Here is a 23,877-nt window from a genome sequence, read left to right as displayed (position 1 = left end):
CGTTCCGACCAACCCCACGACGCCGCCCGCGCGCCAGCGGCGGCGGTAGCGGCGGCGGCGGGCATGCGCATCGCCCAGCCCCATATCGAACCGCTCGACGCGCTGCTGCCGGCCGAACCCCTGTTGATGATGGGCGCCGGCCCGGTGCCGATTCCGGCGCGGGTGGCCCATGCCAATTCCATCGTCATCAATCACCTGGGCGACACGATGGCGCGCATCATCGGCCAGGTGCAGTCGATGGCCCGCTACGTGTTCCAGACCGAGTCGCCGTGGATATTGGGCGTGGCCGGCCCGGGATCGGCGGCGATGGAGATGAGCATCACCAACCTGGTCTGGCCGGGCACGAAGGTGCTGTCCATCTGTAACGGCTATTTCAGCGGCCGCTTCGCGGAAATGGCCCGGCGCGTCGGCGGCGACGTGACGACGCTGGACGTGCCGCCGGGCGAATCGGTCGACCTGGGCGAACTGGAAGCGATGCTGGCGCGCGTGCGGCCCACCGTGCTGACGGTGGCCCATGGCGAAACCTCGTCCACCACCTTCAATGCCCACCTGGCGCAGATCGCCCGGCTGGCCCGCGCGGTCGACTGCCTGGTGGTGGCCGACGCCGTCTGCACCCTGAGCACGACGCCGCTCCTGATGGACGACTGGGGCATCGATGCCGTCGTCACGGGCGGCCAGAAGGGCCTGTCGTCGATTCCCGGCGTGTCGCTGATCGCCCTGTCGCAGCGGGCCTGGGACCGCATCGAGAGCCGCCCGGCCGATCCGCCGCACTGGTGCCTGGACGCCAAGCTGGCTGCCCAGTTCTGGCACCACGCCTCGTATCACTACACGGCGCCCGTGTCGGGCATCCTGGCCCTGCACGAAGCGCTGCACCTGGTGTGCCAGGAGACGCTGGAGCGCCGCTTCACCCGCCACCTGAGCTGCTCGACGGCGATGCAGCGCGCCATCGAGGCGCTGGGCCTGAACCTGTACGGCCGGGCCGATTCGCGCCTGCATTCCGTGATCGGCATCGAGATGCCGGCAGGGATCGACCGCCGCCAGGTATGCGCCCACATCTCGCAGCGCTACCGGGTCGAGATCTCCGGCTCGTTCGGCCTGGACATCGTGCGCATCGGCCAGATGGGCGAGCAGTGCCGTGCCCACAACCTGTTCCGCACCCTGCACGCCTTCGGCTCGACGATGCGCGACTTGGGCGCCGCCGTCGACCTGCCGGCCGCCGCGGCCGAGCTGGAACGCAGCCTGCAGCATATGCCGTACGACGCGATATAGGAGCGAAACGGAGCGCATGGTTTGTATTCTTTTTGGCAACTATTCGTGCTAAGATGAATCTTTATCTGAGTAGAGAACTCCATGCGCTTCCTTCTTGCCATTGCTGCCGCCGTCCTGTCGGTGGGCAGCGCCTTTGCCGATGAGCCGGCGGCTTGCTATATCAAGCGCGATCCGACCGGCGATTTCATCCCCGGCAAGATCCAGCGTTTCGGCGCCGATCGTCCCACATCGGCGCAGATCGCGCACCTGGTCAACAACGACAATAAAGCGAACAGTCGCTGCTTCAAACGCCATATCGAACGCGAAGGTGGCTACACCCTCGAGGGCATGGGGATTTTGTATGCGATCCGTATCGCGCCCAGCGGCAAGGTGACCCAGGTATCGGTAGTGGCAGAGGACAACATCAACGATGGCATGTTGATGGCTTGCTTTGCCCGTTCCATCTGTGAATGGAAGTTCGCGCCCCGATCCGACGGAGCGGAACAGCTGGTACTGGTTCCGCCAGTGATAACTGGAAGGCTGCGCGGGAACTCGTTCAGGCGAGATATCGAAAAGTTCTATTGACGGCCATGTGACAACTGTCGCACAATTGACCCATTCGTCACATTGTGGAGCGTTGCCATGGTCCCGTCCAATCCCGAGCTGTGCCTGCTCAAGGCCCTGTGGCGCCAGCAGCCGCTGAGCGCCCGTGAACTGCACGAAGCCGTCGCCGCCGAACTGGGCTGGTCGTTCTCGTCGACCCGCAAGACGCTCGAGCGCATGCTGGAAAAGCGCATGGTCAGCCAGTCCACCCGCCATGGCGTGCTGGTATACGAAGCGGCGCTGGAAAAGCTGGGTACGCTGGCCGCCTACGCGCGCGACTTCGGCACCCGCATCCTGGAACTGGACAGCCCCCTGCCCGTGACGATGTTCACCGGCAGCAAGCTGGTCGATGCCGGCGAGCTGGCCCGGCTGGAGCGGATGCTGGCCGACTGGCCCGAGGACGAGAACGGGGACAAGCCCGGGGACGCCGCCAAGTGAGCGGCTTCGATGTCGATTCCTTCCTGCTGCGCTTCCTGGTGGCCAGCGTGGGCTCGCTGCTGGCCGGCCTGAGCGTCTGGGGCCTGGGTGCGCTGCTGCGCCGCCGGCTGCCCGCGCTGGCAGCGCAGCGCACGCCGTGGCTGCTGGCCCAGGCCACCGTGCTGGCCACCTTCCTGCTCGTGCTGCTGCCGCACAGCGAACGCCTGCGGCTGGTACCGCCCATCGAGGAAGCGACGCAGACGGTGGCACACCTGATGGCGCCAGTCCCTTCCGCGCCCACCGCGCCGACCAGTGCGGTGCCGGTGGCCGGACCGGAGGACGACGCCGCACGCCCCGCCCTTCTTCTTGCCGCACGGGCCTGGTTCGGCATCTACCTGCTGGGCCTGGCTTGGTCAGCCGCCCGCCTGTGGCGCGCCCAGCGCCTGCTGGACCGGCTGGCCGGCAGTGGCACGGTCCTGTTACCCGCCGCCGGCGCCGCCGTGCTGGAAGTGGACGGGCCGATATCGCCGATGCTGCTGGGCCTCTTCAGGCCGCGCCTGCTGCTGCCGCGCCACCTGCGCGACTTCGATCCCCTGCAACGGCAGCTGATCGTCGCGCACGAACTGACCCACCTGCGCCGCCATGACCTGCGCTGGATGGCAGCCGGCCTGCTGCTGCAGACGCTGTTGTGGTTCAACCCCTTCCTGTACCGGCTGCTGACCAGCCTGAACTGGGCCCAGGAACTGGGCTGCGACCGCGATGTGCTGCGTGGCCGGCCATCGGCCGAGCGCAAGGCGTATGCGGCGGCGCTGGTGGCGCAATTGAAACTGCAACACACGCCCATGAAGACGGCGCTGGCCTTCGGCGGCATCGATGCGGACACCCTGGCCGGCCGCATTGCGCTGATTCGCACGCCCGGCAGCAAACGCCGCGCGCTGTGGGCACGGTGTGCCGCGGCCGCCGGCCTGGCCGGCATCGCCGGCGCCAACTTCGCGCTGCAGCCGGCGCTGGCGTGGCAGGCCGAACCCGTTCCTGCCGGCCTGCTGCGCTGCACCCTGCTGCTCGACGCGGCCACCGGCCAGCCCTTGCAGCGCGACGGTGACTGCGGCGTGCGCATCACGCCCGTCTCCACCTTCAATATCGCCATCAGCCTGATGGGATACGACAGCGGCTTCCTGCACGACGAGCACGCGCCCCGCCTGCCCTTCAAGGCCGGCTATGCCGACTGGGTGCCGGCATGGCGCCGGCCGATGGACCCGCACGAGTGGATCAAGTACTCGGCCGCCTGGTATGCGCAGCAGGTCACGCGGCAGCTCGGCGAGGAACGCTTTGCCCGCTACGTGCGCGGCTTCGGCTATGGCAACGGCGACACGTCCGGCGACGCGGGCCGGGCCAATGGCCTGACCATGTCGTGGATCACGTCGTCGCTGGCGATTTCGGCGGACGAACAGGCTGCCTTCCTGCGCCGCCTGGTACGCCGCGAACTGCCCGTGTCGGCACATGCGCACGACATGACGGCACGCCTGCTGCGCCTGGACGATTTGCCCGACGGCTGGCAGGTGTACGGCAAGACAGGCACCGGCTCGCCGGTCGGCCCGGACGGCCGCGACGACGAGGACCACGCCTACGGCTGGTTCGTCGGCTGGGCCACGAAGGGCGAGCGCACCATCGTGTTCGCCCAGCTTACCCAGGACCGCCACCGAACGGAAGGCGCGGCCGGTCCCCGCACACGCGCCGCCTTCCTGCACATGCTGCCTGACCGATTGAAAACACTTTAACCCGGAGTTCCCATGCTATCGAAATCCCTGGCTGCCCTGACGGGCCTGGCCCTCCCTTTGCTCGCCCATGGCATCGCCCATGGCGCGGCACACTGCATCGCCATGGCCGACGCGGCCACCGGCCAATGGCTGCTGCGCGAAGGCCAATGCGACGTGCGCATGCCGCCGATGTCCACCTTCAAGCTGCCGCTGGCCCTGATGGGCTACGACAGCGGCATCCTGCAAGGCGAGCACGCCCCCCTCCTGCCGTTCAAGGAAGGCTATGTCGACTGGCTGCCAGAGTGGCGCCAGGCCACCGATCCGGCCGTGTGGATGAAGAACTCCGTGGTCTGGTATTCGCAGCAGCTCACCGGCAGCTTGGGCGAGCGGCGCTTCCAGGCCTACATGAAGCGCTTCGATTACGGCAATGGCGACGTTTCCGGCGACGCCGGCAAGCAGAACGGCCTGAGCGCGTCCTGGCTGGGCTCCTCGCTGCGCATTTCGCCGGACGAGCAGGTGGCCTTCCTGCGCCGCGCCGTCAACGGCCAGCTGGGCCTGCGGCCGGAGGCCCTGGCGATGACGGCCGCGCTGGCGACGGTGCCGGAACGAGTGGACGGCTGGCAGGTGGTCGGCAAGACGGGATCGGGTTCGCCCGTGCTGGCCGACGGCACGCCGGATCGCGCGCAGCGGCTGGGCTGGTACGTGGGCTGGCTGGTCAAGGGCGAGCGCCGCATCGTCTTCGCCGAGATGGACGTCGGTCCGCGTGACGAGGCGGGGCCACCGCACGGCCGCCAGGTGCGGGACGACTTCCTGCGCCGCCTGCCGGCGCGCCTTGGCGACGATACGGCGAAGGTGCGCGCCGCCGTCGATGCGGCCATCGTGCCGATGATGGTCGCGAACAAGCTGCCCGGCATGGCGGTCGCCGTCACGGTGGGCGGCAAGCCCTACTTCTTCAACTACGGCCTGGCCGCTTTGGCGGGCAAGGTGCCCGTGACGGAACACACGCTGTTCGAACTGGGCTCGATCAGCAAGATGTTTTCCTCCACCTTGACGACCTACGCGCAGGCGCAGGGCAAGCTGTCGCTGATGGATCATCCGTCGCGTTACGTGCCCGAGCTGGCGGGACGGCCCATCGACCGGGCCACCTTGCTCGAACTGGGCACCTACACGGCCGGCGCCATGCCGATGCAGTTTCCCGACGCGGTGATGCGAGGGGGCGAGCTGCGGTACTTGCGCGATTGGCACAGCGACGCGCCGCCCGGCCGGGAGCGCAACTATTCGAACCCCAGCATTGGGCTGCTGGGCCACGTCACCGCCCGGGCCTTGGGGCGCGATTTTACCGACGCCATGGAGCAGGTGCTGTTCCCCGCGTTCGGCTTGCGCAGCACGTACGTCGCCGTGCCGCCGGCCGCGATGCCGAACTATGCGTGGGGCTACCACGAAGGCCGGCCGGTGCGCGTCAACCCCGGCCCCTACGCCCTGGAAGCCTACGGCGTCAAGTCCACGTCGGCCGACGTGCTGCGCTTCGTACAGGCCAATATCGACCCGTCCGGGCTGGCGCCGCTGATGCGCCGCGCCGTGCAGGACACCCAACTGCCCCGTTTCAAGGTCGGGCCGATGGTGCAGGGATTGGGCTGGGAGCAGTACCCGTGGCCCGTGACGGTGGCGCAAATGCTGGCCGGCCTCGAGACCAACTGGGGTGCACACGCCGCCACGCCCGTGCCGGCCGTGCCGCCGACCGGCGCGACGCTGTTCCACAAGACCGGTTCGACCAACGGCTTCGGTGCCTACGCCGTGTTCGTGCCGGCACGGCGGATCGGTATCGTCATGCTGGCCAACAGCTACCACCCGAACACGGAGCGCATCAAGGCGGCCCACGCGATCCTGTCGGCGCTGGCGCCGTGACGGTTGCCGGTCCCGGCTAGAACAGTTCGTCGAGCATCAGGTGGAAATCGAGCTTGCGCTGGTCCACCTGGTCGATGCCGTACCGGGCGAGGAATCGCCGCTGCAGCGCGGGGCCGAATTCGCCCAGGCAGTTCCAGGCGATGGCCAGGTCCTGGTAGCGGTCGGCGATGCCGGCCTGCCCGACGTCGATACAGCCAACGACGTCACCGCCCTGGATGATCAGGTTATCGAGCGAAAAATCGCCGTGCGTGACGACCGGGTCGGGCGCGAACGGCAGCAGGTCCTGCATCGCCTGCCACACCTGCTGCGCCGTCCAGCCTTGGCGTTCCTCGTCGAAATCGTCCTCGTCGACCAGGTCGCCATCGATGCGGGAACGGGCGCGCGCCAGCCGGTAGGGATGCTCGCTCGTGAACGGACATGCATCGGCGGGAATGACATGGAGCCGGCGCAGGAAGGTCGCCAGCGCGTCCACCACCGCCCCTTGCAGGTCGGGCCGCGCCGCCATCACCTGATAAGCCGTGTGACCGGGCAGCGCCGTCATCAACAGCCAGGCTTCGTCCTGTGTGCGAACGAACTGCGTGACGGCCGGCACCGGCAGATAGTCCGCCAGCCAGCGCAGCTTCACCATTTCGTGACCGATGTCGTCGGCCACGGCGTCCTTGCCGTGTTTCAGATACAGCTCCGGCGCACCGGCCTTGCCATGCAGCCGATGAACCCGGCCGCCGGATTCGCCGACGGTATCGCGGGCCCAGAGGTAGCCGGCCGATGCGGCGGTGATATCCGCTGGCGCGGCCGGGGCGGTACACGCTTCTTCACGGCCAGCCTGGATATTCGCGGCCAAGCCTTCAGTCGAAGGTCCAGACATATTGCAGCACTACCCATTCGTTTTTCGGTTCGCCACCTTGCGGCGCGACCTGGAGCTTGCAGCGCGCGGTCCCGTCCAGCGCCGCCACGTCCAGGCTCGGATGCCCGCTCGACTTGAGGATTTCCTTCTCGAGCACCTTGCCTTCCGGGTCGATCAGGAACTTCATCGTGACCGTTCCCGTCAGTTGCTGGCGCTCGGCCTCGCGCGGCCATACGGGCTTCTTGCAGGGCATTTGCGGCATGGCGGAGCGCAGTTTCGGCGCGGGAACCGCGGTGGCGGTATTGTTTTCAGCCGGCGAGGCGGATTTCTGTTGCGCGCTGCACGCCGACAGAAAGGCCAGGATACCTACGGAAATAAACGTCTGATGCCAACGCGCGCGCGTTATACGCGCACTCTGGAAAGTCGGATGAGTCATGGCGCTCTCGGTCGATAAGGCAGCCGATTATAGCCAAAAGAACAAGAGTGCAGCCAGCGATTTCGTCTGGGCGGCAGGCATGCAATGCGGCTACTGGGCGACTTCAAATCTGCTATTTACTCTCGGCGCCGGGGCTGCACGCCGCCTGCAGGCTCTCCACCGTCAGCTCGCCCCGCAGCAGCGGCTTGGCCAGGATGCGGTAGACGTCGACGTCGAAGCGGGCCGGCGCCTTTGCCTTGACCGCGGCCCTGCCCTTGCCCAAGCTGGTGCTGGTGCCCAGGTAGCACCAGTTGTCCACCAGCGCACGCTGGCGCAAGCCGTCGGATTTCTCGACGATGGCGATCGGCCCGGGATACGGCCACGGCGCCACCTTGAGCGGCGCCAGCGCGGCCAGCATGCGCGCGGCGTGCGCCGCCGGGCTTTCCTCGCCCGTGCAGGCGCCGTGGCAGCGCTTGATCTGCCGGGCGAAACAGGGCCGGCCCGGCGTGCCTTTTTCCAGCCCCGTCAGCACGGCGCACAGTCCGGCCGACTGCGCCAGCTCGCGCAGCGTTTCCTGCGCCGCCTTGGGGGTCTGGAAAAGGCCGAACAGGCCTTCCGTGCGGCCGAAATCGAGCTCCCTGGCGAACACCACCTGGGGCGAGCTGCCGTCGATGCGGATCGAGCACATCTCGCGCGTGCGGCGCAGCTTGACGTTGAACACGGGCTGGTGCTGCTTGATCAGCTGGGCCTCGCGCAGCAGCGCGCCGATCTCGCCGCCCGTGCGTTCGTGGTCGATATGGCGGGTGCGCGCCAGCATCTGGGCTTCCCCGGCCGTGCGCAGGTGCGACAGCACGCGGTGGCGGATATTGACGCTCTTGCCGATATAGACGGGAATGCCCGCTTCGTCGCGAAAGATATAGATGCCCGGCTGCGGCGGCAAGGCGTCGAGGCAGGCGCGGGGAATGTGGTCGGGATAGCTGAAGTTCAGTGCCGGATCGGTGCAGACCAGCAGCCCCACCGAAGTGACGTGGGTGTGCATCCCGCCATCATACGATCTTGCGCGCCGCCGGGAAAGGCCCCGGCGGCGCCGAATGCGGGTCAGGGCCCGCTTACTTCAAGGTGGCGTTGTCGATCACGAAACGGTACTTGACGTCGCCCTTGAGCATGCGCTCGTAAGCGGCGTTGATCTCGTCGGCGCGAATCAGTTCGATGTCCGACACGATTCCGTGCTCGGCGCAGAAGTCCAGCATCTCCTGGGTCTCGGGAATGCCGCCGATCATCGAGCCGGCCACCGTGCGGCGCCTCATGATCAGGTTGAACACGTTCGGCGACGGGTGCGGCGACGCCGGCGCGCCCACCAGGGTCAGGGCGCCGTCGCGCTTGAGCAGCACGAGGAAGGCATCCAGGTCGTGCGGCGCGGCCACGGTGTTCAGGATCAGGTCGAAGCTCTGCGCGTGCGCCGCCATCTCGCCGGCGTTACGCGACACCACCACTTCGTCAGCGCCCAGCGCCAGCGCGTCGGCGCGCTTCGATTCGGACGTGGTGAACGCCACCACGTGCGCGCCCATCGCGTGGGCCAGCTTGATGCCCATGTGACCCAGGCCGCCGATGCCGACGATGCCGACCTTCTTCCCCGGGCCGGCGTGCCAGTGGCGCAGCGGCGAATAGGTCGTGATACCGGCGCACAGCAGCGGCGCCACGGCAGCCAGGTCGCCTTCCGGGTGGCGGATGCGCAGCACATAGCGCTCGTGCACGACGATCTGCTCCGAGTAGCCGCCCTGCGTCCAGCCCGGCGCGTCCGCCGTCGGGCCGTTGTAGGTACCGACCATGCCGTCGCAGTAGTTCTCCAGGCCGTCGTCGCACTCGGCGCAATGCTGGCAGCTGTCGACGATGCAGCCCACGCCCACCAGGTCGCCCACGGCGTGGCTTGACACGTGGGCACCGACGGCCGTCACGCGGCCGACGATCTCGTGGCCCGGCACGCAGGGGAATTGGGTCCCTTGCCATTCGCCGCGCACCTGGTGCAGGTCCGAATGGCAGATGCCGCAGAACGCGATGTCGATCTGGACGTCGTGCGGGCCGGGCGCGCGGCGCGTGATGCGCAGGGGTTCTAGGGGTTTGTCGCCCGCATGGGCGCCGTAGGCGTTGACTTGCATGGAATTCCTTTCAGTGGGTTCGGTGGCCCCGGATGCGCGCGCGGCGTGGCGACGCGTCCGAGGGCCGGTCCACATTGTCCCAATCGGGCACGGCCCCAGGCTGCGCATTCGGCTTGAATCCTTGCCCGATCCTCTTGCGGGCGCGGTCTGCCAGGTATGGTAAAGTGCGCCGCCATGAAGCCAACCGCACCGCAGCCCCTGAAATACCTGGGCGCCTATTCCGACCAGACCCGCCAGCAGGTGGAGCAGCTGCTGGGCCAGGACCGCCTGGGCGGCATCCTGCTGGAACGTTATCCGAAAGCCCACGACATCCGCAACGACAAGGCCCTGTACGACTACGTGCAGGACCTGAAGGGCGAATTCCTGCGCAACGCGGAGCCGATCAACAAGGTCGCCTTCGACAGCAAGATCCACGTCATCAACCATGCGCTGGGTCTGCACACGTCGATCTCGCGCGTCCAGGGCGGCAAGCTCAAAGCCAAGCACGAGATCAGGGTGGCGACGATGTTCCGCGACGTGCCGCTGGAGTTCCTGCGCATGATCGCCGTCCACGAGCTGGCGCACGTGAAGGAAAAAGGCCACGACAAGGCCTTCTATAAACTGTGCACGTATATGGAACCGAACTACCACCAGTACGAGTTCGACGTGCGGCTGTACCTGACGGAGATGGAGCATTCGGGCCGGAAGCTGTGGTAGCCCCCGCACCCGCTTGACGCTTACAGCGGTGGTCGCGGCAGATTGACCCATTCCTGCACGGACGGCCGCTGCCACTGGTGGCGCGCGTATGCCAGCAGCTTCGGCGGCACGGCGTCGCCGCTCAGGATCAGCCGGTGCAGCATCACGGCCAGGTCGACATCGGCGATGCACCAGGTACCGAACAGGTACTCCTGGCCGTCCCCCAGCAATGCGTCGGCGCCGTGGAACAGCTTCGCGGCAGCGGCCAGCGCGGCGTCCGACAGCGCTACGTTTGCCGGCTGGTAGAACACCGTGTCGGTCGAGCGCTCCTGGCGGATCGGCATCAGGTCGCTGCGCAGCCAGGCCTGCACCTGCCGCGCCCGCGCCCGCGCCTTCGCTTGCGTCGGGTACAGCGGCGTGCCGGGATGGACCTCGTCCAGGTATTCCGTGATGGCGGACGACTCGGACAGCGCGAAGTCGCCGTCGAGCAGGGTCGGCACCCGCTGCGTCAGCGACTGCGCCGCATAGCCGGCCGCCCGGTTCGCACCCGCGTTCAGGTCGACGGTGCGCAGCTCGAAGTCGATGCCCTTTTCCTTCAGCGCGACGAAGACGGACATGGCATAAGGGCTGGTGAACTGGCTGTCGGCGTACAGAAGCATGGGAACTCCACGATGGTTGGCTGATCGTCAAGCATATCAGCTTATTAATCAGCCTATCAACCTGGCCTCGGGGCGGCCTTTGCCGGTGGCGCCAAGTGCGCCCCTGTCGTCTCGACACTGTATCAGGCATGGCAGCGCCCGCCGCAGCAATCTACCGCCCGGCTCGTGTCGAGAAACGTGCCTGACCCCGAGGTCGACACGAGCTGGACTGTGGATGCGTGGTCAGCCGCCCTGTCGTGCGCCGAAGTGGCGCAGGCGGTGCAGCAGGTCCGGCGGCGTGGCTTCGACCAGCATGCGCGCCGCGTGCTGGGGCTTGATGAAGCCTTCCTCGCGGGCGTGGCCGATAAAGGCGGCCAGGCCGTCGTAGAAGCCGTTCACGTTCAACAGGCCGATGGGCTTGTCGTGGATGCCCAACTGGGCCCACGTCAGCATCTCGAACAGTTCTTCCAGCGTGCCCATGCCGCCGGGCATGGCGATGAAGCCGTCCGACAAGCGCGCCATCATGGCTTTGCGTTCGTGCATGTCCTTGACGATGAACTGGCGCGTCAGGCCCGTGTGGCCCACTTCCCGTTCGACCAGGGCAGTCGGAATCACGCCCGTCACTTCGCCGCCCAGGCGCAGCACTTCGTCGGCGATGACGCCCATCAGGCCCACCTTGCCGCCACCGTAGACGAGGGCCAGGTTGTGTTCCACCAGGGCGGCGCCCATGGCGCGCGCGGCCTGGGCGTACAGGGGATCGGCGCCGTCGTTGGCGCCGCAATACACGCAGATTGCTTTCACTTGTTGAGTTTCTTCAGGTAGTCATCGGAGAGTTTGCGGAAGCGCACCAGGGTGTCGCCGCGCAGGTAAGGCTCGACCTGGGTCAGCACCTGGTAGCAGCCCCGCGCCAGCGCATCGGCCATCGACTGTTGTTCCGTGTACTTGCGCGGGTTGCGCACGTATTCGTAGGACAGCCAGTACGTCGCCACCACCACCATGTTCGTCGCCATGGCTTCGATGGTGACGTCGCTCGCCTCCAGCGAATCCTCGCCGCGCAGGTCGACGCACAACTGCGTGGCGACCTTGATCTTGTGCGCCAGGATCTGCTTGAAGTGCAGCTCCAGCTTGCGGTTGCGCGACAGCAGGTCGTTCAGGTCGCGGTAGAAGAAGCGGTAGCGCCAGATCAGTTCGAACATCAGGTGCAGGTACTGCCACACGTCTTCGATATTCGAGCGGCGCCCGCTGGGCACGTGCAGGATGCGTTCGATCTCCTGCTCGAACTGCACGAAGATCGAGTTGACGATATCGTCCTTGTTGCGGAAATGGTAGTACAGGTTCCCCGGCGAGATATTCATCTCTTCGGCGATCACGGTGGTCGTGATGTTCGGCTCGCCGAATTCATTGAACAGGCGCAGCGATAATTCCAGTATGCGTTCGCGTGTGCGTCGTGGGGCTTTTTGTAGCATGGCAGTCAAGTGGTGATTTCTCCCGCAAGGATAACACCGATGGCGGCCGAGCCGGAACTGCGGCCGCGACCCACCGTGTCGATCCCGCCATTCAATCCTGCCCGGACAGGCGCGCCACCTGGCTGCGCAGCGCGTCCACTTCGGCCTTCAGCGCCTCGAGTTCCTGCCGCAGCGGCAAGGTGGCCGTCAGCAGCGCGCGCCGCACGTGCTCCTCCACCACCGTGTCGATGGGGTCGACCACGCGGGGCCCGGGCCGGGCCTGGACGTCGCGCGCGACCCGCACCTGGGCGCGCATTTCCTCCACCTTCTGGCGGCGCGAGGCGAAGGCATCCACCCCCGCCTGCCAGATCAGCTGTGTCTTGGCTTTCTTGGTCATGGCAACCTCACGCGGCCTGGCGGCGCCCGCGCGCCAGGCCATGCAGGCGGAAGCCCTCGCGGATATTCTCGCGCAGCACGGCGCCCTTCCATGGCTTGGTGTAGAAGCGGTCGATGGCGCCGTCGTTGATGGCGGCCATGATGGGCGTCAGGTCCGAATAGGCCGACAGCATGATGCGGAAGGTGTCCGGCGCCAGGTTCTTGACCCGCTCCATGAACTCGGTGCCGTTCATGTGCGGCATGCACTGGTCGCACAGGATCACGTGCACCCGGTAGCGTGCCAGGATGTCGAAGCCCTCCGCCGCCGTCTGCGCCGTCAGGATGCGGTAGCCGTCCTGTGCCAGGAAGTCCGACAGCACGTCGAGCATGAAGGCGTCGTCGTCGATGATCAACAGGGTCGGCTGCTCGCCGTGGCGGCCCTCTTCCGCCGACGGCTGCAGGTGGCGCCCTTCGCGCAGCATGGCCTCGAAGTCCTCGGCCGGCACGGGGCGGCTGAAGTAATAGCCCTGGATCTCGTCGCAGTCGTGGCGGCGCAGGTAGGCCAGCTGCGCGTCCTTCTCGACGCCTTCGGCGATCACCTTCAGCTTCATGCTGTGCGCCATATTGATAATGGCCAGCACGATGGCGGCGTCGTCGGGGTTGCTGGTGACTTCGCGCACGAAGGCGATGTCGATCTTGAGCTTGTCGATCGGGAAGCGCTTCAGGTACGCCAGCGACGAATAACCGGTGCCGAAATCGTCGATCGAGATCTTGATGCCCAGTTCCTTCAGGTTCTGCAGCACCGTGATGGTTTCTTCCGCGTTCGACATCAGGGAGCTTTCCGTCAGCTCCAGTTCCAGCAGCTCGGGCGGAATATCGTGTTCGCGCAGGGCCTTCAGCACTTCTTCCTGCAGGCCACCGACAAAGAACTGGATGCCCGACACGTTCACCGACAGCTGCACGGAGCCGGCGCCGCAGGCGCGCCAGGCGGCGATGCGCCGGCAGGCCTCGTTGATGACCCACACGCCGACGCGCACGATCAGCCCCGTTTCTTCCAGCAGCGGGATGAACAGGGCCGGCGACACCATCCCGTGGCCGGGCCGGTTCCAGCGGATCAGCGCCTCGGCGCCGCTGATACGCCCTGTCGACAGGTGCACCTTGGGTTGGAAGTACAACACGAACTCCTCGTTGTCGATGGCGCGGCGCAGCGCGTTTTCCAGGTCCAGGCGGGCCAGGGATTGGGCGTTCATCTCGGCCGTGAAGAAGCGGAAGGCGTCGCGCCCCGCTTCCTTGGCGCGGTACATGGCCGTGTCGGCATACTTGATCAGGGTGTCGGCGTCGTTTCCGTCGTCCGGGAACACGGAAATGCCGATGCTGGCCGTGACGGTCACTTCATGGCCGAACAGGTCGAAGGGCTGGCGCATCGCCTCGCGGATCTTGTCGATCACGGGCAGCGCCGTCTGCACGCCGTCCGGCAGCATCAGGATGGCGGCGAATTCGTCGCCGCCGAAGCGGCCGATGGTGTCGCGCACGCGCAGGCAGTCCACCAGACGGCTGGCGAACTGGCGCAGCAGTTCGTCGCCGATGGTGTGGCCCAGGGTATCGTTGATGTTCTTGAAGCGGTCCATGTCCAGGAACAGCACGGCCAGCGCCCAGCGGTGTTCCGTGGCCTGGACCAGCGAATGGGTCAGCGACTCGTACAGCTGGCTGCGGTTGGGCAGGTTCGTCAGCGTGTCGAAATGGGCCAGCTTCAGCAGGCGCCGCTCCGCTTCCTTGCGCTCGGTGATGTCACGCGCCACCGCCACCAGGATCCAGTTCTGGCCCGAGCGCAGGGTGCGGCGCTGCACCTCGACGGACAGCAGGGTGCCGTCGCGCCGGTGCAGCAGCAGTTCGGCCATGGCGCCGCTCTGGTCGCCGGCCAGCAGCTTCTCATACAGTTCGGCCAGCTGGCCGGGCGCACTGCCCCGGTCGCGCTGCCCCACCAGCAGGAAGTCCTCGCGCTCGTAGCCCAGCATGCGGCAGGCCGTCACGTTGACGTCGACGAAGCACATATTGGCGCGGTCGACGAGGAAGATGGCGTCCGCCGTGGCGTCCATCGCCAGGCGGAAGCGGTGCAGGTCCTCGGTCAGCTTGGTGCGCGCGTCCAGGTCGGCCTGCAGCTGGGCGTGGTGGCGCCGGATCTCGTCGTACAGGCGCAGGTTCTCGAAGGCGACGGCCACCTGCGCCGCCACGGTGACGGCGACACGCTCGTCCACTTCGGAAAACTCCTCCGCGCCCATCTTGTCGGCCAGGTACAGCCAGCCGTGCACCCGCTCGTTCGACGCGATCGGCACGCCCAGGAAGGAATGCACGGGCGGGTGTTCGTCCGGCAGCCCCAGGTGGGTCGGGTGGCCCGGCAGGCCGCCCTTGCGCAGGGCCGCGCGCGCATGCATCACCTGGCGCAGCACGCCGGCATCGGGTGCGCCGCACAGGATGCGGGCCGCATCGGCCAGGCCGCAGCAGCTGAAGTAGCTGAGCGAACGGCCGTCCTCGGACAGCACGCCGATGCAGGCATAGCGCGACACGCAGATGTTCTGCGCCACCTTGCAGCCGATATCGAGCAGCCCTTGCGGCTCGCGCTGGGCGCCCAGCTCGATGCCCAGTTCGATCAGCGCCGTCAGGCGCAGGCTGACGGCCTGCAGGCTCGACAGGCTGCCGGACAGGCGCTGCGTCATCGTGCGCAGGCGCTCGGTCTCGCCGTCGCGGCTGTCGCCGTGGTGGGCCAGTTGCGTCAGCAGCTGGCTGGACGACTCCACCGCGTCCAGGTATTCGACCATCTTGGTGCCGATGTCGCCCAGTTTCGGATCGGCCGGCGGCTGCGGGGCCATATCGAGCAGGGCCGGCGGCGACTCCACGCCCAGCGCCTCGTGCACGGTCGACAGGATCACGTCCGGGTCGGACGGTTTCGGCAGCACCCAGCGCACGCCGCAGGCCTCGGCCACGGCGGCCGCTTCCTTCTCGCGGTAGGTGGCCGTATAGAAGATGATGGGCACCTTGGCCGTGACGGGGTCGGCACGCACGCGCGCGACCAGCTCGTAGCCATCCATTTGCGGCATCAGGATGTCGGAGATGATCAGGTCCGGCGGCGTCTGCGCGATCAGGCGCAGGGCTTCGGCGCCGCTGGCCGCTTCCATCAGGCGGTAGCCGGAAAAGCCCAGCAGGGTCATCAGGAATTCGCGGTTCAGCACATGATCGTCGACGATCAGGATGGTGGCGATGTCGGCTGGTTCAGGGGGCGACATCTCCCCCGGTAAAAAAGACTCGATCTGGGTCACGAAACTGTCCGGTTCGATGGGCTTGCCGATATAGCCGTCGAAACCGGCCGCCAGCAGCCGCTCGCGGTCGCCCACCATGGCCAGCGCCGTGACGGCCAGCGCGGGAATGGCCCGCGTGACGGCATCGGCCTTCAGTGCCGCGACAACGCCGTAGCCGTCCAGCTTGGGCAGGTGGACGTCGCAGATGATCAGGTCGGGCCGTTCGCGGCGGGCCGTGGCCACGCCTTCTTCCCCATCGCTGGCCGACAGCGGCGTATAGCCGAAGGCACGCAGCAGATAGACCATCAGCTCCATATTGGTGGGGTTGTCTTCAATGATGAGGATCCGTGCCGACACGTTCGCGCTCCTGTATTTTTCCGGGCCGCGAACCTTGTCCGGCGCAGCCGCGCCGGCGTGATCCTGCGATCCCGCTCTCCTCGGGCCTTACGCCCTCCCCGTCCTGTCAGTATCCCTTATTCCCCGGGAACGCGAAGCACGAACCGCCCCGGCACAGCGCCGGAGCGGTCCGTGCTTCGCGCACTGCTCCGCCGCTTATTTGATAATCTATTGCAGCGCGAGAAATTATTTCCACAAGTCAATAGAGTCTAGCGGATGGCGGGGCTGCCGTCAAAATCTCTTCGCGTATCGTGCGCAACACTGTTGGATGACTGCCAAGGGCGACGTGGCCGATGCCGCCGACGGCGATATTGCGTGCGCCCGGCAGGTGGCAGGAGGTCTGGGGGGCGATGATGTTGTCGTGCCACGACCAGATCGACGTGAACAGGTTACGCCGTCCGCCGTCGTCGGCATCGAGCTGCAGCAGCCATGGATCGTTGTGGCGCATCTGGCGCGCGTTCTCGCCGAAGCCGAAGCCGGCCAGTTCGGTGCCGAAATGGGGCGTGCCCACCGTGACGACGCGCTCGACCAGGCTTTCCGCCGCCGCGCCGTAGCGGCGCAGCCACGCGCGGGCCACCAGGCCGCCCATGCTGTGGCCGACGAGGACGACCCGGGCCGCGCCCGTGGCGGCCAGCAGCCGCCGCACACTGGCCTCGACGGCACCGGTGAAATCGTCGATGGAGGCCGTGACAGGTTCCAGGTCGACCGTATCGTGGCTGATGCCGTCGTCGGCCAATTGGTCACGCAGCGCCTGCCAGTAGCCGCCGTTGCAGCCGTAGCCGTGGATCAGCAGCACGGGCGGCACGCCGGCCGGATGCCGGGGCGACAGGTGCATGCCGGGCCGGTGCCTCAGCATGGTCCAGGACGACATCAGCATGGTGGCGCGGAACTCGCCGAACAGCAGGCGCGCCCGCCCGGCCAGGTCGAGCACGTGGTCCGGCGGCGTGGCGCTGCCGAAACGGCGGCTCAGGCGGAAGTTATTGGCCGTGATGGCCAGCCGCACCAGCACGACGGCCAGCAGCGCCAGCGCCAGTGCCACGTCGGCCGGCACGTAGGCCGTGGCGCCGTACCAGATCGCCAGCGCGCACAGCACCTGCACCGCCATGATCGCCAGCAGGATGCGGATCACCATGTTCTGTCTCCGATTCATGCCTCGATTGTCTTCCCGGGTCACGCGGCCCGCGCCGGACCGTTCGTCAACTCACGCGCCAGGCCATCGGCCAGCCGCGCCGTAATGGCGTAGATCGACAACTGCGGATTGGCGCCGATCGACGTGGGGAACAGCGAGCCGTCGTGCACCGACACATTGGCCAGCTCGCGGTAACGCCCGTCCGGTGCCACCACGCCGTCGCGGGCGGCGGCGGCCATCGTGCAGCCGCCCATCACGTGGGCCGACGCGACCCTGGTCAGCAGCGGCGCCATCGGCAGCGCGCCGATGGCCTCCTTCGCTTCACGCCAAGAGCCATAGTGCCGGCCCATCTCGTGCATCGGCATCACGGCCAGGGCGCCGGCGGCGAACTGGATCTCGGCCATCGTCAGCAGCGCGCGCCGGGCGCCGTCCCACAGGTAGTGGGTCATCGTGTAATCCAGTTCGGCCGAGCCGTCCGGCCGCAGCAGCACGGCGCCGCCCTGCGAGCCGGCATGGAAGCCGTCGCGCAGCAATGCCAGCATACCCTGCGTGTTGGCGAAGTGGCGCATCGCTTCCGCATGGGCCGCGCCGAAGCCGGCCAGGGTGGTCGACAGCAGCAGCGGGTGCAGCGGCGGCACTTCCAGCTTGTAGCCGGCCGGGCCGCCGACAGGCAAGGTGTCGAGGAAGTGGTCCGAGTAGATCGTCTGCGGCGCGCCGGCATAGCCTTCGACGGGTTGGGCGAAGCGCCCGGCCGACACCAGGGTCGGATGCAGGAAGGTGCGCTTGCCCAGCAGCCTGTCGGGGTCGGGCGCGCCGGAACGCAGCAGCAGGCCGGGCGAGTTGATGGCGCCGCCGGCCACCACCACGTGGCGCGCGCGCAGGGTGACGGTGCGGCCCGTGGCGGCGATGCCGTCGGCATCCAGTGCGGCGAGCAGCACATGCTCGGCGCGGTCGCCCTTGAACACGAGGCGCTCTGCGCGGGCCCGCGTCAGCAGGGTGGCGCCGGCCGCCAGCGCGGCCGGAATGGTCGTCACCAGCATCGACTGCTTGGCATTGGTGGGGCAGCCCATGCCGCAGTAGCCCAGGTTCCAGCAGCCGTTGACGTTGCGCCGGATCGCCGCCGTATGGATGCCCAGGCGCTCGGCGCCCTGGCGCAGCAGCGCGTTGTTGGCGTTCGGCGGCGTCGGCCAGTCGGCGATCTGCAGGCGCGCTTCCATCCGCTCGAACCACGGCGCCAGCGCCGCCGCCGAATAATCCCGCAGGCCGTAGCGTTCCTGCCAGTGCGCCAGGGTGGCGGCGGGCGTGCGAAAGCTCGACGTCCAGTTGACGGTGGTGGAGCCACCCACCGTGCGGCCCTGCAGGATATTGATGCCCTTGTCGCGCGTCTTGCGGGCGGCCGATTCCTGGTACAGCTTCGGATAGGCCTCGGCCTCGCGCATGCGGAAGTGGCGCGACGAGTGCAAGCCGCCCTCCTCCACGATGACGACCTTCAGCCCGGCCGCCGTCAGGATCTCGGCCGTGACGCCGCCGCCGGCGCCGCTGCCGATGATGGCCACGTCGGCCTCGATGGTGCGGTCCTCGTCGAGGGTGGCGCAGTCGATCACGTGCCAGCCGGCCGCGAGGCCCGCTTCGATGGGGTCGGGCACGGCGCTCATGCCAGCTCCTTCATCGGGCCGGGATAGCCGATCGCGGCCCAGCTGGCCGGGTCGGCATACCAGCTGCCCAGCACGAGGTCGTGCAAGGCCTGGTAGCCGGCGCGCAGTTGCGCGAAACGGTGCAGGCGCCAGTCCTGCAGGAAGGCCTGCAACTGCGCCGGTGTCGCATCGCGCCAGGCCGGCAGGCCGGCCAGCAGGCGGCGCGACGGCGCCAGGCCGAGCAGGCCGAACAGGTCGCGCAGCTCGGCCTGGGTGGCCAGCGGCAGGCCGGCGATGGCCCCACGCACGCGCTCGACGGTGCCGTCGATGGCGGTACGGCGCTGGGCAGTGGCGGTGGGCAGCGCCGGGCCGACAATGGCTGGCACCAGGGCCGTGAGCAGCTCGCGGCCCGCGCTGTCGAGGTTGAAGCGCTGGGGCGAGCGCGCCTGCAGGCCCCGGTACAGGGCGCCGCCCGCCGCCAGCGCGAGGGCGCCGCAGGCCCCCGCCTTCAGGAACAGTCTGCGTGTGGTCATGTCTCCATCCTTGGTTTTATGACTGCTATTTATAAGGATGAGTGTACGGGAAGGCTTGGGGCCGGATTAGAGGAAAGCTTCGGTCGGCGCGGCTTGCGCACGCCTTGTACTGCTCAGGCGCGGGAACGCTGGACGTGTCCGAACAGCTCGCCCAGGGTCAAGGTGTCGCTCAACAGGTCGCCGAGCGCAATGCCGTGTTTCGTGCGCAAGTCGGCCGCCAGCGTCTCGAACTCCAGGCCATCCGGCATACAACGGCTGGGATACAGGTCGCGGTAAATTTGCCGCAGCGGGTCGCCTGGTCCGAACTTTAATTTTTCGTCATCCAAGAACCCGAAGGCGGTGACGAACCCGAGAAGGAATTGACGGATGTCAGCCTTGGTGGCGTCAGGAAATGCGCTGCGCCACTGCCTGCCGGTGCAGTGCCGGCCCAGGTAGCGCTGCGGCAGGGCGCTGGCGAACCGGAAGGACCGGAGCGATTGCAACATCGACCGCAGCCTCGCCGCCACCGGCTGCATCCTTGCCATGGGTGCGCGTGCCGGCAAGTTCACGCCCCCTTCAACTGCCCGATCACGCTCGCCACCTTGGTGGTGATGACATCGACCGCCGGGCCGTTGGCGCCGTGCGGCAGGATGACGTCGGCGTGGCGCTTGGTCGGCTCGATGAACTGCTTGTGCATGGGGCGCACGGTTTCCAGGTACTGGCCGATGATGCTTTCCATGGTGCGGCCGCGCTCGGCGATATCGCGCTGCATGCGGCGGATGAAGCGCACGTCCGGCGCCGTGTCGACGAAGATCTTCAGCGACATCATCCGGCGCAGGTCGGCATCGAACAGGGCGAACAGGCCTTCGATGACGATGACGGGGGCGGGCTTGACGGCGATGGTCTTGTTGGAGCGGTTGTCGATGGTGAAATCGTACTCCGGCATGGCGATGGTTTCGCCGTTGCGCAGGGCCTGCACATGCTGGATCAAGAGCGGCCAGTCGAAGGCCTGCGGGTGGTCGTAGTTCTGCTTGCGGCGCACGTCCGGGGGAAGGCCGGTCTGGTCGCAGTAATAATCGTCCTGCATGACGACCGAGACCATGTCGGCGCCGAAGGAAGCGAGCACCTGCTGGGATACCGTTGACTTGCCACTGCCGCTTCCGCCAGCGACACCAATGACAAATGGGGAAAAGGAAATCTGATTCATCCCCGAATGATACCGGAGCGGCGGCCGAACTTACAGGCGGGCGTTGCCGGGCGCGCTCATTTCCCCGGCTTGCAGCGCGCCAGGATCTGGCGGGCGATGCCGCGCAGGATATTGACTTCCTCCGTCTCCAGCTGGGTGCGCGAGAACAGGCGCTTCAGGCGCGGCATCAGCTTGCGGGGGTTGTTCGCGTCGAGGAAATCGATGGCCACGAGGGCCTGTTCCAGGTGCTGGTACATCCCTTCGACCTGGGCCAGACTGGCCGAGTCGCCATGAAAACCCACATCCACGGCCGGCTTGTGCGGCACGCTCGTCGCGCCGGCGGCCAGCGCCGCCATGCGGCATTCGTAGAGCAGCACCTGGGCCGCCTGGGCCAGGTTCAGCGACGAGTAGTCCGGATTGGCGGGAATATTGATCAGCACATTGCAGCGCTCGACGATATCGTTCGGCAAACCGAAGCGCTCGTTGCCGAGGATCAGGGCCGCATGCAGGCCGGCCTCGCCGGCCACGTGTCCGGCCACCTCGCGCGGTGTCTGCACGGGAGGCGAGAACTCGCGCAGCCGGGCCGACACGGCCGCCGCATAGTTGATGCCCTCCAGCGCTTCGCCGATGGTGGCGACGATGCGGGCGCCTTCCAGGATGTCCTGGGCGCCGCTGGCGAAGGCCACCGCTTCCTCGTGCTGCAAGGCGCCTTCATGGCGGGGACTGACCAGCACCAGGTCGGAAAAGCCCATCGTTTTCATCGCACGCGCGACCGCGCCGATATTACCGGGGCGGCTGGTTTCCACCAGCACGACTCTCAGGCGCGTGAAAAGAGACGATGTGATTTCTGGCTGCATCATTTAAAATAGCGGTTTGGCGAAGACGATGGGTGCAAATTCTACCCTGTCGCGACGCACCGCTCTTTAATTCATTCTTGTTCACACAGCACCGATCCTGCAGCGCGCGTACCACTGGTACGCAGTGCCGGGGTCGCGCTTCCATTTGGGGAATTGCAATGCATCCAATGCTCAACACGGCCGTGAAAGCCGCCCGCCGCGCTGCCGCCGTCATCAACCGCGCGTCGTTCGACCTGGATCGGGTCAGTGTTACCGAAAAACAACACAACGATTTCGTGACGGACGTCGACCAGGCCGCCGAGCAGGCCATCATTGAAGTGTTGCAAAAAGCCTACCCCAGCCACGCCTTCCTGTGCGAGGAATCCGGCACCACCGGCAATGTGAACGACGAGAGTGAATTCGTGTGGATCATCGATCCACTGGACGGTACCACCAACTTCATCCATGGCTTCCCCCAGTACGCCGTCTCCATCGCGCTGCAGCAGCGCGGCGTCATCACGCTCGGCCTCGTCTACGACCCCGTCGCCAACGACCTGTTCACGGCAGAGAAAGGCGCCGGCGCCTACCTGAACGAAAAGCGCATCCGTGTGCGCAAGCAGGACCGCATTGCAGGCGCACTGTTGGCTACAGGCTACAAAAACGGCAGCCCGAAGGCGCTCGACGAATACCTGAAGATGTATGCCATCACAGCCGAGCGCAGCCATGGCGTGCGTCGCGCCGGTTCGGCTGCGCTGGACCTGGCCTACGTGGCCTGCGGCCGCCTGGACGGCTACTATGAAAAAGGCCTGCAGCCATGGGATATCGCGGCCGGTTCCCTGCTGGTGACGGAAGCGGGCGGCATTGCAGGCGAATTCAACGGCGAGTCCGACCACATGACTAGTGGAAACATCATCGCTGCCGGCCCAAAGGTGTTCGGCCAGCTGGTCGGTTTGCTGACGGAATTTGCGTAATTAACAAGATTCTGTGACATTGTTACAAAAAAAGGGGGCGAAAGCCCCCTTTTTTATTTCCAGAGCGAAATTAGCGTTGAAATTCGCTGCTATACTATCTGTGCGGTAATTCCGCCCGGCTGCATCCATTCCCATCTGCCAACACTGGCAGGGGCAGATTTCTATATCGAGTACCTATGTCCTTCTCTCAACTTGGCCTGTCCGACGCGATCCTGCGCGCCGTTACCGAAACGGGTTACACGGCGCCGACGCCGATCCAGAGTCAGGCCGTTCCCGCTGTGCTGAACGGCGGCGACCTGCTGGCCGGTGCGCAGACGGGAACCGGCAAGACCGCCGGCTTCACCCTGCCCGTGCTGCACCGCCTTTCCACCGACGCCTTTGGTTCGAAACTGACCAGCAACACGTCGCCGCGGCCGATCCGCGCCCTGATCCTGACGCCGACCCGCGAACTGGCCGCCCAGGTGGAGGAAAGCGTCAAGGTCTACGGCAAGTACACGCGCCTGAATTCGGCCGTGATCTTCGGCGGCGTCAGCATCAATCCACAGATCAAGCTGCTCAAGCACGGCGTCGACATCCTCGTCGCCACGCCAGGCCGCTTGCTGGACCACATGCAGCAGGGAACCGTCGACCTGGGCAAGGTGGAGATCCTGATCCTGGACGAAGCCGACCGCATGCTGGACATGGGCTTCATCCGCGACATCCGCAAGGTGCTGGCCGCCCTGCCGGCGAAGCGCCAGAACCTGCTGTTCTCGGCCACCTTCTCCGACGAGATCAAGGCCCTGGCCGACGGCCTGCTGAACAATCCCGCCACCATCGAAGTGGCACGCCGCAATTCGACGGTGGAGATCATCGCCCAGAAGATCCACCCCGTCGACCGCGACAAGAAGCACCCGATGCTGTCGTACCTGATCCGCACGCACAAGTGGACCCAGGTCCTCGTGTTCACCCGCACCAAGCACGGCGCCAACAAGCTGGTCGAACAGCTGGGCGCGGACGGCATCGGCGCGATGGCCATCCACGGCAACAAGAGCCAGTCGGCCCGCACCCGCGCGCTGGCCGAGTTCAAGGACGGCACCCTGCAGGTGCTGGTCGCCACCGACATCGCCGCGCGCGGCATCGACATCGACCAGCTGCCGCACGTGGTCAACTACGACCTGCCGAACGTGCCGGAAGACTATGTCCACCGCATCGGCCGCACGGGCCGCGCCGGCGCCACCGGCGAAGCCGTGTCGCTCGTCTGCGTGGACGAGCACGACATGCTGAAGGACATCGAGAAGCTCATCAAGCAAACCTTGCCGCGTGAAGTCATCGCCGGCTTCGAGCCCGATCCGACCGCCCGCGCCCAGCCGATCCAGCTGCGCAGCGGCACCGGCCACCACCGCAACAACCCCCGCGCAGGCGGCGGCGGTGGCGGCGGTGGCGGCGGTCGCGGCAAGCCGGCC

General features: G+C 66.9%; 23 protein-coding genes and 1 pseudogene. 9 read left to right on the top strand and 15 right to left on the bottom strand.

All coding sequences use genetic code 11. From position 1 onward, the window contains the following. Positions 1 to 63 precede the first annotated feature (63 nt). From GM672_RS19045 to ampC, 6 genes and pseudogenes are all read left to right on the top strand, one after another. Positions 64 to 1,269: a pyridoxal-phosphate-dependent aminotransferase family protein gene (locus tag GM672_RS19045; RefSeq protein ID WP_155472131.1), complete on the top strand. Its 1,206-nt coding sequence runs from the start codon at positions 64 to 66 to the stop codon at positions 1,267 to 1,269. Positions 1,270 to 1,350: 81 nt separating this feature from the next. Further along, complete coding sequence (locus tag GM672_RS19040; RefSeq protein ID WP_155472113.1) at positions 1,351 to 1,833, top strand: hypothetical protein; 483 nt, start codon at positions 1,351 to 1,353, stop codon at positions 1,831 to 1,833. Positions 1,834 to 1,890: 57 nt separating this feature from the next. Continuing rightward, positions 1,891 to 2,289 (top strand): BlaI/MecI/CopY family transcriptional regulator, encoded by a 399-nt coding sequence (locus tag GM672_RS19035; RefSeq protein WP_155472112.1) that lies wholly within the window; start codon positions 1,891 to 1,893, stop codon positions 2,287 to 2,289. Further along, a pseudogene (locus GM672_RS29995) lies at positions 2,286 to 3,161 on the top strand (M56 family metallopeptidase); the annotation flags it as partial. The gene GM672_RS19035 and the pseudogene GM672_RS29995, both read left to right, overlap by 4 nt. A 72-nt stretch (positions 3,162 to 3,233) precedes the next feature. Beyond that, positions 3,234 to 4,046, top strand: a complete 813-nt coding sequence (blaOXA, locus tag GM672_RS29990) for a class D beta-lactamase (RefSeq protein WP_371867084.1) — start codon at positions 3,234 to 3,236, stop codon at positions 4,044 to 4,046. A 12-nt stretch (positions 4,047 to 4,058) separates the two neighbouring features. Beyond that, positions 4,059 to 5,930 (top strand): class C beta-lactamase, encoded by a 1,872-nt coding sequence (ampC, locus tag GM672_RS19025; RefSeq protein ID WP_155472110.1) that lies wholly within the window; start codon positions 4,059 to 4,061, stop codon positions 5,928 to 5,930. A gap of 16 nt (positions 5,931 to 5,946) precedes the next feature. On the opposite strand, the gene GM672_RS19020 is transcribed toward ampC, so the two are convergent. The 4 genes from GM672_RS19020 to GM672_RS19005 all read right to left on the bottom strand — a co-directional run bounded on the left by GM672_RS19020 (position 5,947) and on the right by GM672_RS19005 (position 9,345). Then, complete coding sequence (locus GM672_RS19020) at positions 5,947 to 6,759, bottom strand: APH(3')-I family aminoglycoside O-phosphotransferase (RefSeq protein WP_371867083.1); 813 nt, start codon at positions 6,757 to 6,759, stop codon at positions 5,947 to 5,949. 16 nt (positions 6,760 to 6,775) lie between these two features. Next, on the bottom strand, positions 6,776 to 7,210 hold the full coding sequence (locus tag GM672_RS19015) for an energy transducer TonB (RefSeq protein ID WP_155472108.1): 435 nt from the start codon (positions 7,208 to 7,210) through the stop codon (positions 6,776 to 6,778). 112 nt (positions 7,211 to 7,322) lie between these two features. Next, entirely contained in the window at positions 7,323 to 8,228 is a 906-nt protein-coding gene (locus GM672_RS19010) for an endonuclease (protein ID WP_155472107.1), read from the bottom strand. A gap of 70 nt (positions 8,229 to 8,298) precedes the next feature. Next, entirely contained in the window at positions 8,299 to 9,345 is a 1,047-nt protein-coding gene (locus GM672_RS19005; protein ID WP_155472106.1) for an NAD(P)-dependent alcohol dehydrogenase, read from the bottom strand. Between the two features lie 174 nt (positions 9,346 to 9,519). Between GM672_RS19005 and GM672_RS19000 the strand changes: the two genes are divergently transcribed. Beyond that, a complete protein-coding gene (locus tag GM672_RS19000; protein ID WP_155472105.1) occupies positions 9,520 to 10,041 on the top strand; it encodes a YgjP-like metallopeptidase domain-containing protein in 522 nt (173 codons plus the stop codon). Positions 10,042 to 10,061: 20 nt separating this feature from the next. Here GM672_RS19000 and yfcF read toward each other — a convergent pair whose 3' ends face one another. The 11 genes from yfcF to GM672_RS18945 form a co-directional block, all read right to left on the bottom strand. Next, positions 10,062 to 10,679 (bottom strand): glutathione transferase, encoded by a 618-nt coding sequence (gene yfcF, locus GM672_RS18995; RefSeq protein WP_155472104.1) that lies wholly within the window; start codon positions 10,677 to 10,679, stop codon positions 10,062 to 10,064. Between the two features lie 222 nt (positions 10,680 to 10,901). After that, positions 10,902 to 11,459 (bottom strand): LOG family protein, encoded by a 558-nt coding sequence (locus GM672_RS18990; RefSeq protein ID WP_170300142.1) that lies wholly within the window; start codon positions 11,457 to 11,459, stop codon positions 10,902 to 10,904. Then, positions 11,456 to 12,124, bottom strand: coding sequence for a TetR/AcrR family transcriptional regulator (locus tag GM672_RS18985; protein WP_155472103.1), 669 nt, complete (start codon positions 12,122 to 12,124; stop codon positions 11,456 to 11,458). The genes GM672_RS18990 and GM672_RS18985 overlap by 4 nt, the downstream gene beginning before the upstream one ends. A 91-nt stretch (positions 12,125 to 12,215) precedes the next feature. Continuing rightward, a complete protein-coding gene (locus tag GM672_RS18980; protein ID WP_155472102.1) occupies positions 12,216 to 12,500 on the bottom strand; it encodes a phasin family protein in 285 nt (94 codons plus the stop codon). Between the two features lie 7 nt (positions 12,501 to 12,507). After that, complete coding sequence (locus GM672_RS18975) at positions 12,508 to 16,128, bottom strand: EAL domain-containing protein (protein WP_170300141.1); 3,621 nt, start codon at positions 16,126 to 16,128, stop codon at positions 12,508 to 12,510. 238 nt (positions 16,129 to 16,366) lie between these two features. Further along, on the bottom strand, positions 16,367 to 17,299 hold the full coding sequence (locus GM672_RS18970; RefSeq protein WP_155472101.1) for an esterase/lipase family protein: 933 nt from the start codon (positions 17,297 to 17,299) through the stop codon (positions 16,367 to 16,369). Between the two features lie 38 nt (positions 17,300 to 17,337). Continuing rightward, positions 17,338 to 18,951 (bottom strand): GMC family oxidoreductase, encoded by a 1,614-nt coding sequence (locus GM672_RS18965; RefSeq protein WP_155472100.1) that lies wholly within the window; start codon positions 18,949 to 18,951, stop codon positions 17,338 to 17,340. After that, positions 18,948 to 19,463, bottom strand: a complete 516-nt coding sequence (locus GM672_RS18960) for a hypothetical protein (protein ID WP_155472099.1) — start codon at positions 19,461 to 19,463, stop codon at positions 18,948 to 18,950. Before GM672_RS18960 ends, GM672_RS18965 begins: the two co-directional genes overlap by 4 nt. Positions 19,464 to 19,576: 113 nt before the next feature. Continuing rightward, complete coding sequence (locus GM672_RS18955; protein WP_155472098.1) at positions 19,577 to 19,987, bottom strand: hypothetical protein; 411 nt, start codon at positions 19,985 to 19,987, stop codon at positions 19,577 to 19,579. Between the two features lie 20 nt (positions 19,988 to 20,007). After that, positions 20,008 to 20,649 carry a uridine kinase gene (gene udk / locus GM672_RS18950; protein ID WP_155472097.1) on the bottom strand — a complete coding sequence of 214 codons (642 nt, stop codon included), beginning with the start codon at positions 20,647 to 20,649 and terminating at the stop codon, positions 20,008 to 20,010. A 56-nt stretch (positions 20,650 to 20,705) separates the two neighbouring features. Then, on the bottom strand, positions 20,706 to 21,488 hold the full coding sequence (locus GM672_RS18945) for an RNA methyltransferase (RefSeq protein ID WP_155472096.1): 783 nt from the start codon (positions 21,486 to 21,488) through the stop codon (positions 20,706 to 20,708). A gap of 164 nt (positions 21,489 to 21,652) precedes the next feature. Here GM672_RS18945 and GM672_RS18940 point away from each other — a divergent pair, with 164 nt between their 5' ends. After that, positions 21,653 to 22,435, top strand: a complete 783-nt coding sequence (locus tag GM672_RS18940) for an inositol monophosphatase family protein (protein ID WP_155472128.1) — start codon at positions 21,653 to 21,655, stop codon at positions 22,433 to 22,435. A 176-nt stretch (positions 22,436 to 22,611) separates the two neighbouring features. After that, positions 22,612 to 23,877 (top strand): DEAD/DEAH box helicase (locus GM672_RS18935; RefSeq protein ID WP_155472095.1); only part of this gene is annotated, 1,266 nt, incomplete at its 3' end.

This window comes from Pseudoduganella buxea (genome assembly GCF_009720835.1).
GTDB classification, from domain to species: domain Bacteria; phylum Pseudomonadota; class Gammaproteobacteria; order Burkholderiales; family Burkholderiaceae_D; genus Rugamonas; species Rugamonas buxea.
Note: the sequence above shows the minus strand (reverse complement) of the source record. Positions and strands in the feature narration are given on the sequence as shown.

Bases quoted from the DNA above. Each gene is read 5' to 3' on its own strand.
- GM672_RS18965 (WP_155472100.1), bottom strand. From the start codon at position 18,951: ATGAGCGCCGTGCCCGACCCCATCGAAGCGGGCCTCGCGGCCGGCTGG.
- GM672_RS19010 (WP_155472107.1), bottom strand. From the start codon at position 8,228: ATGCACACCCACGTCACTTCGGTGGGGCTGCTGGTCTGCACCGATCCG.
- yfcF (WP_155472104.1), bottom strand. From the start codon at position 10,679: ATGCTTCTGTACGCCGACAGCCAGTTCACCAGCCCTTATGCCATGTCC.
- GM672_RS19035 (WP_155472112.1), top strand. From the start codon at position 1,891: ATGGTCCCGTCCAATCCCGAGCTGTGCCTGCTCAAGGCCCTGTGGCGC.
- GM672_RS18955 (WP_155472098.1), bottom strand. From the start codon at position 19,987: ATGGCAAGGATGCAGCCGGTGGCGGCGAGGCTGCGGTCGATGTTGCAA.
- GM672_RS18940 (WP_155472128.1), top strand. From the start codon at position 21,653: ATGCTCAACACGGCCGTGAAAGCCGCCCGCCGCGCTGCCGCCGTCATC.
- GM672_RS18970 (WP_155472101.1), bottom strand. From the start codon at position 17,299: ATGGTGATCCGCATCCTGCTGGCGATCATGGCGGTGCAGGTGCTGTGC.
- GM672_RS18985 (WP_155472103.1), bottom strand. From the start codon at position 12,124: ATGCTACAAAAAGCCCCACGACGCACACGCGAACGCATACTGGAATTA.
- GM672_RS18945 (WP_155472096.1), bottom strand. From the start codon at position 21,488: ATGATGCAGCCAGAAATCACATCGTCTCTTTTCACGCGCCTGAGAGTC.
- GM672_RS18980 (WP_155472102.1), bottom strand. From the start codon at position 12,500: ATGACCAAGAAAGCCAAGACACAGCTGATCTGGCAGGCGGGGGTGGAT.
- GM672_RS19045 (WP_155472131.1), top strand. From the start codon at position 64: ATGCGCATCGCCCAGCCCCATATCGAACCGCTCGACGCGCTGCTGCCG.
- GM672_RS19040 (WP_155472113.1), top strand. From the start codon at position 1,351: ATGCGCTTCCTTCTTGCCATTGCTGCCGCCGTCCTGTCGGTGGGCAGC.
- udk (WP_155472097.1), bottom strand. From the start codon at position 20,649: ATGAATCAGATTTCCTTTTCCCCATTTGTCATTGGTGTCGCTGGCGGA.
- GM672_RS19005 (WP_155472106.1), bottom strand. From the start codon at position 9,345: ATGCAAGTCAACGCCTACGGCGCCCATGCGGGCGACAAACCCCTAGAA.
- GM672_RS19000 (WP_155472105.1), top strand. From the start codon at position 9,520: ATGAAGCCAACCGCACCGCAGCCCCTGAAATACCTGGGCGCCTATTCC.
- ampC (WP_155472110.1), top strand. From the start codon at position 4,059: ATGCTATCGAAATCCCTGGCTGCCCTGACGGGCCTGGCCCTCCCTTTG.
- GM672_RS19015 (WP_155472108.1), bottom strand. From the start codon at position 7,210: ATGACTCATCCGACTTTCCAGAGTGCGCGTATAACGCGCGCGCGTTGG.
- GM672_RS18960 (WP_155472099.1), bottom strand. From the start codon at position 19,463: ATGACCACACGCAGACTGTTCCTGAAGGCGGGGGCCTGCGGCGCCCTC.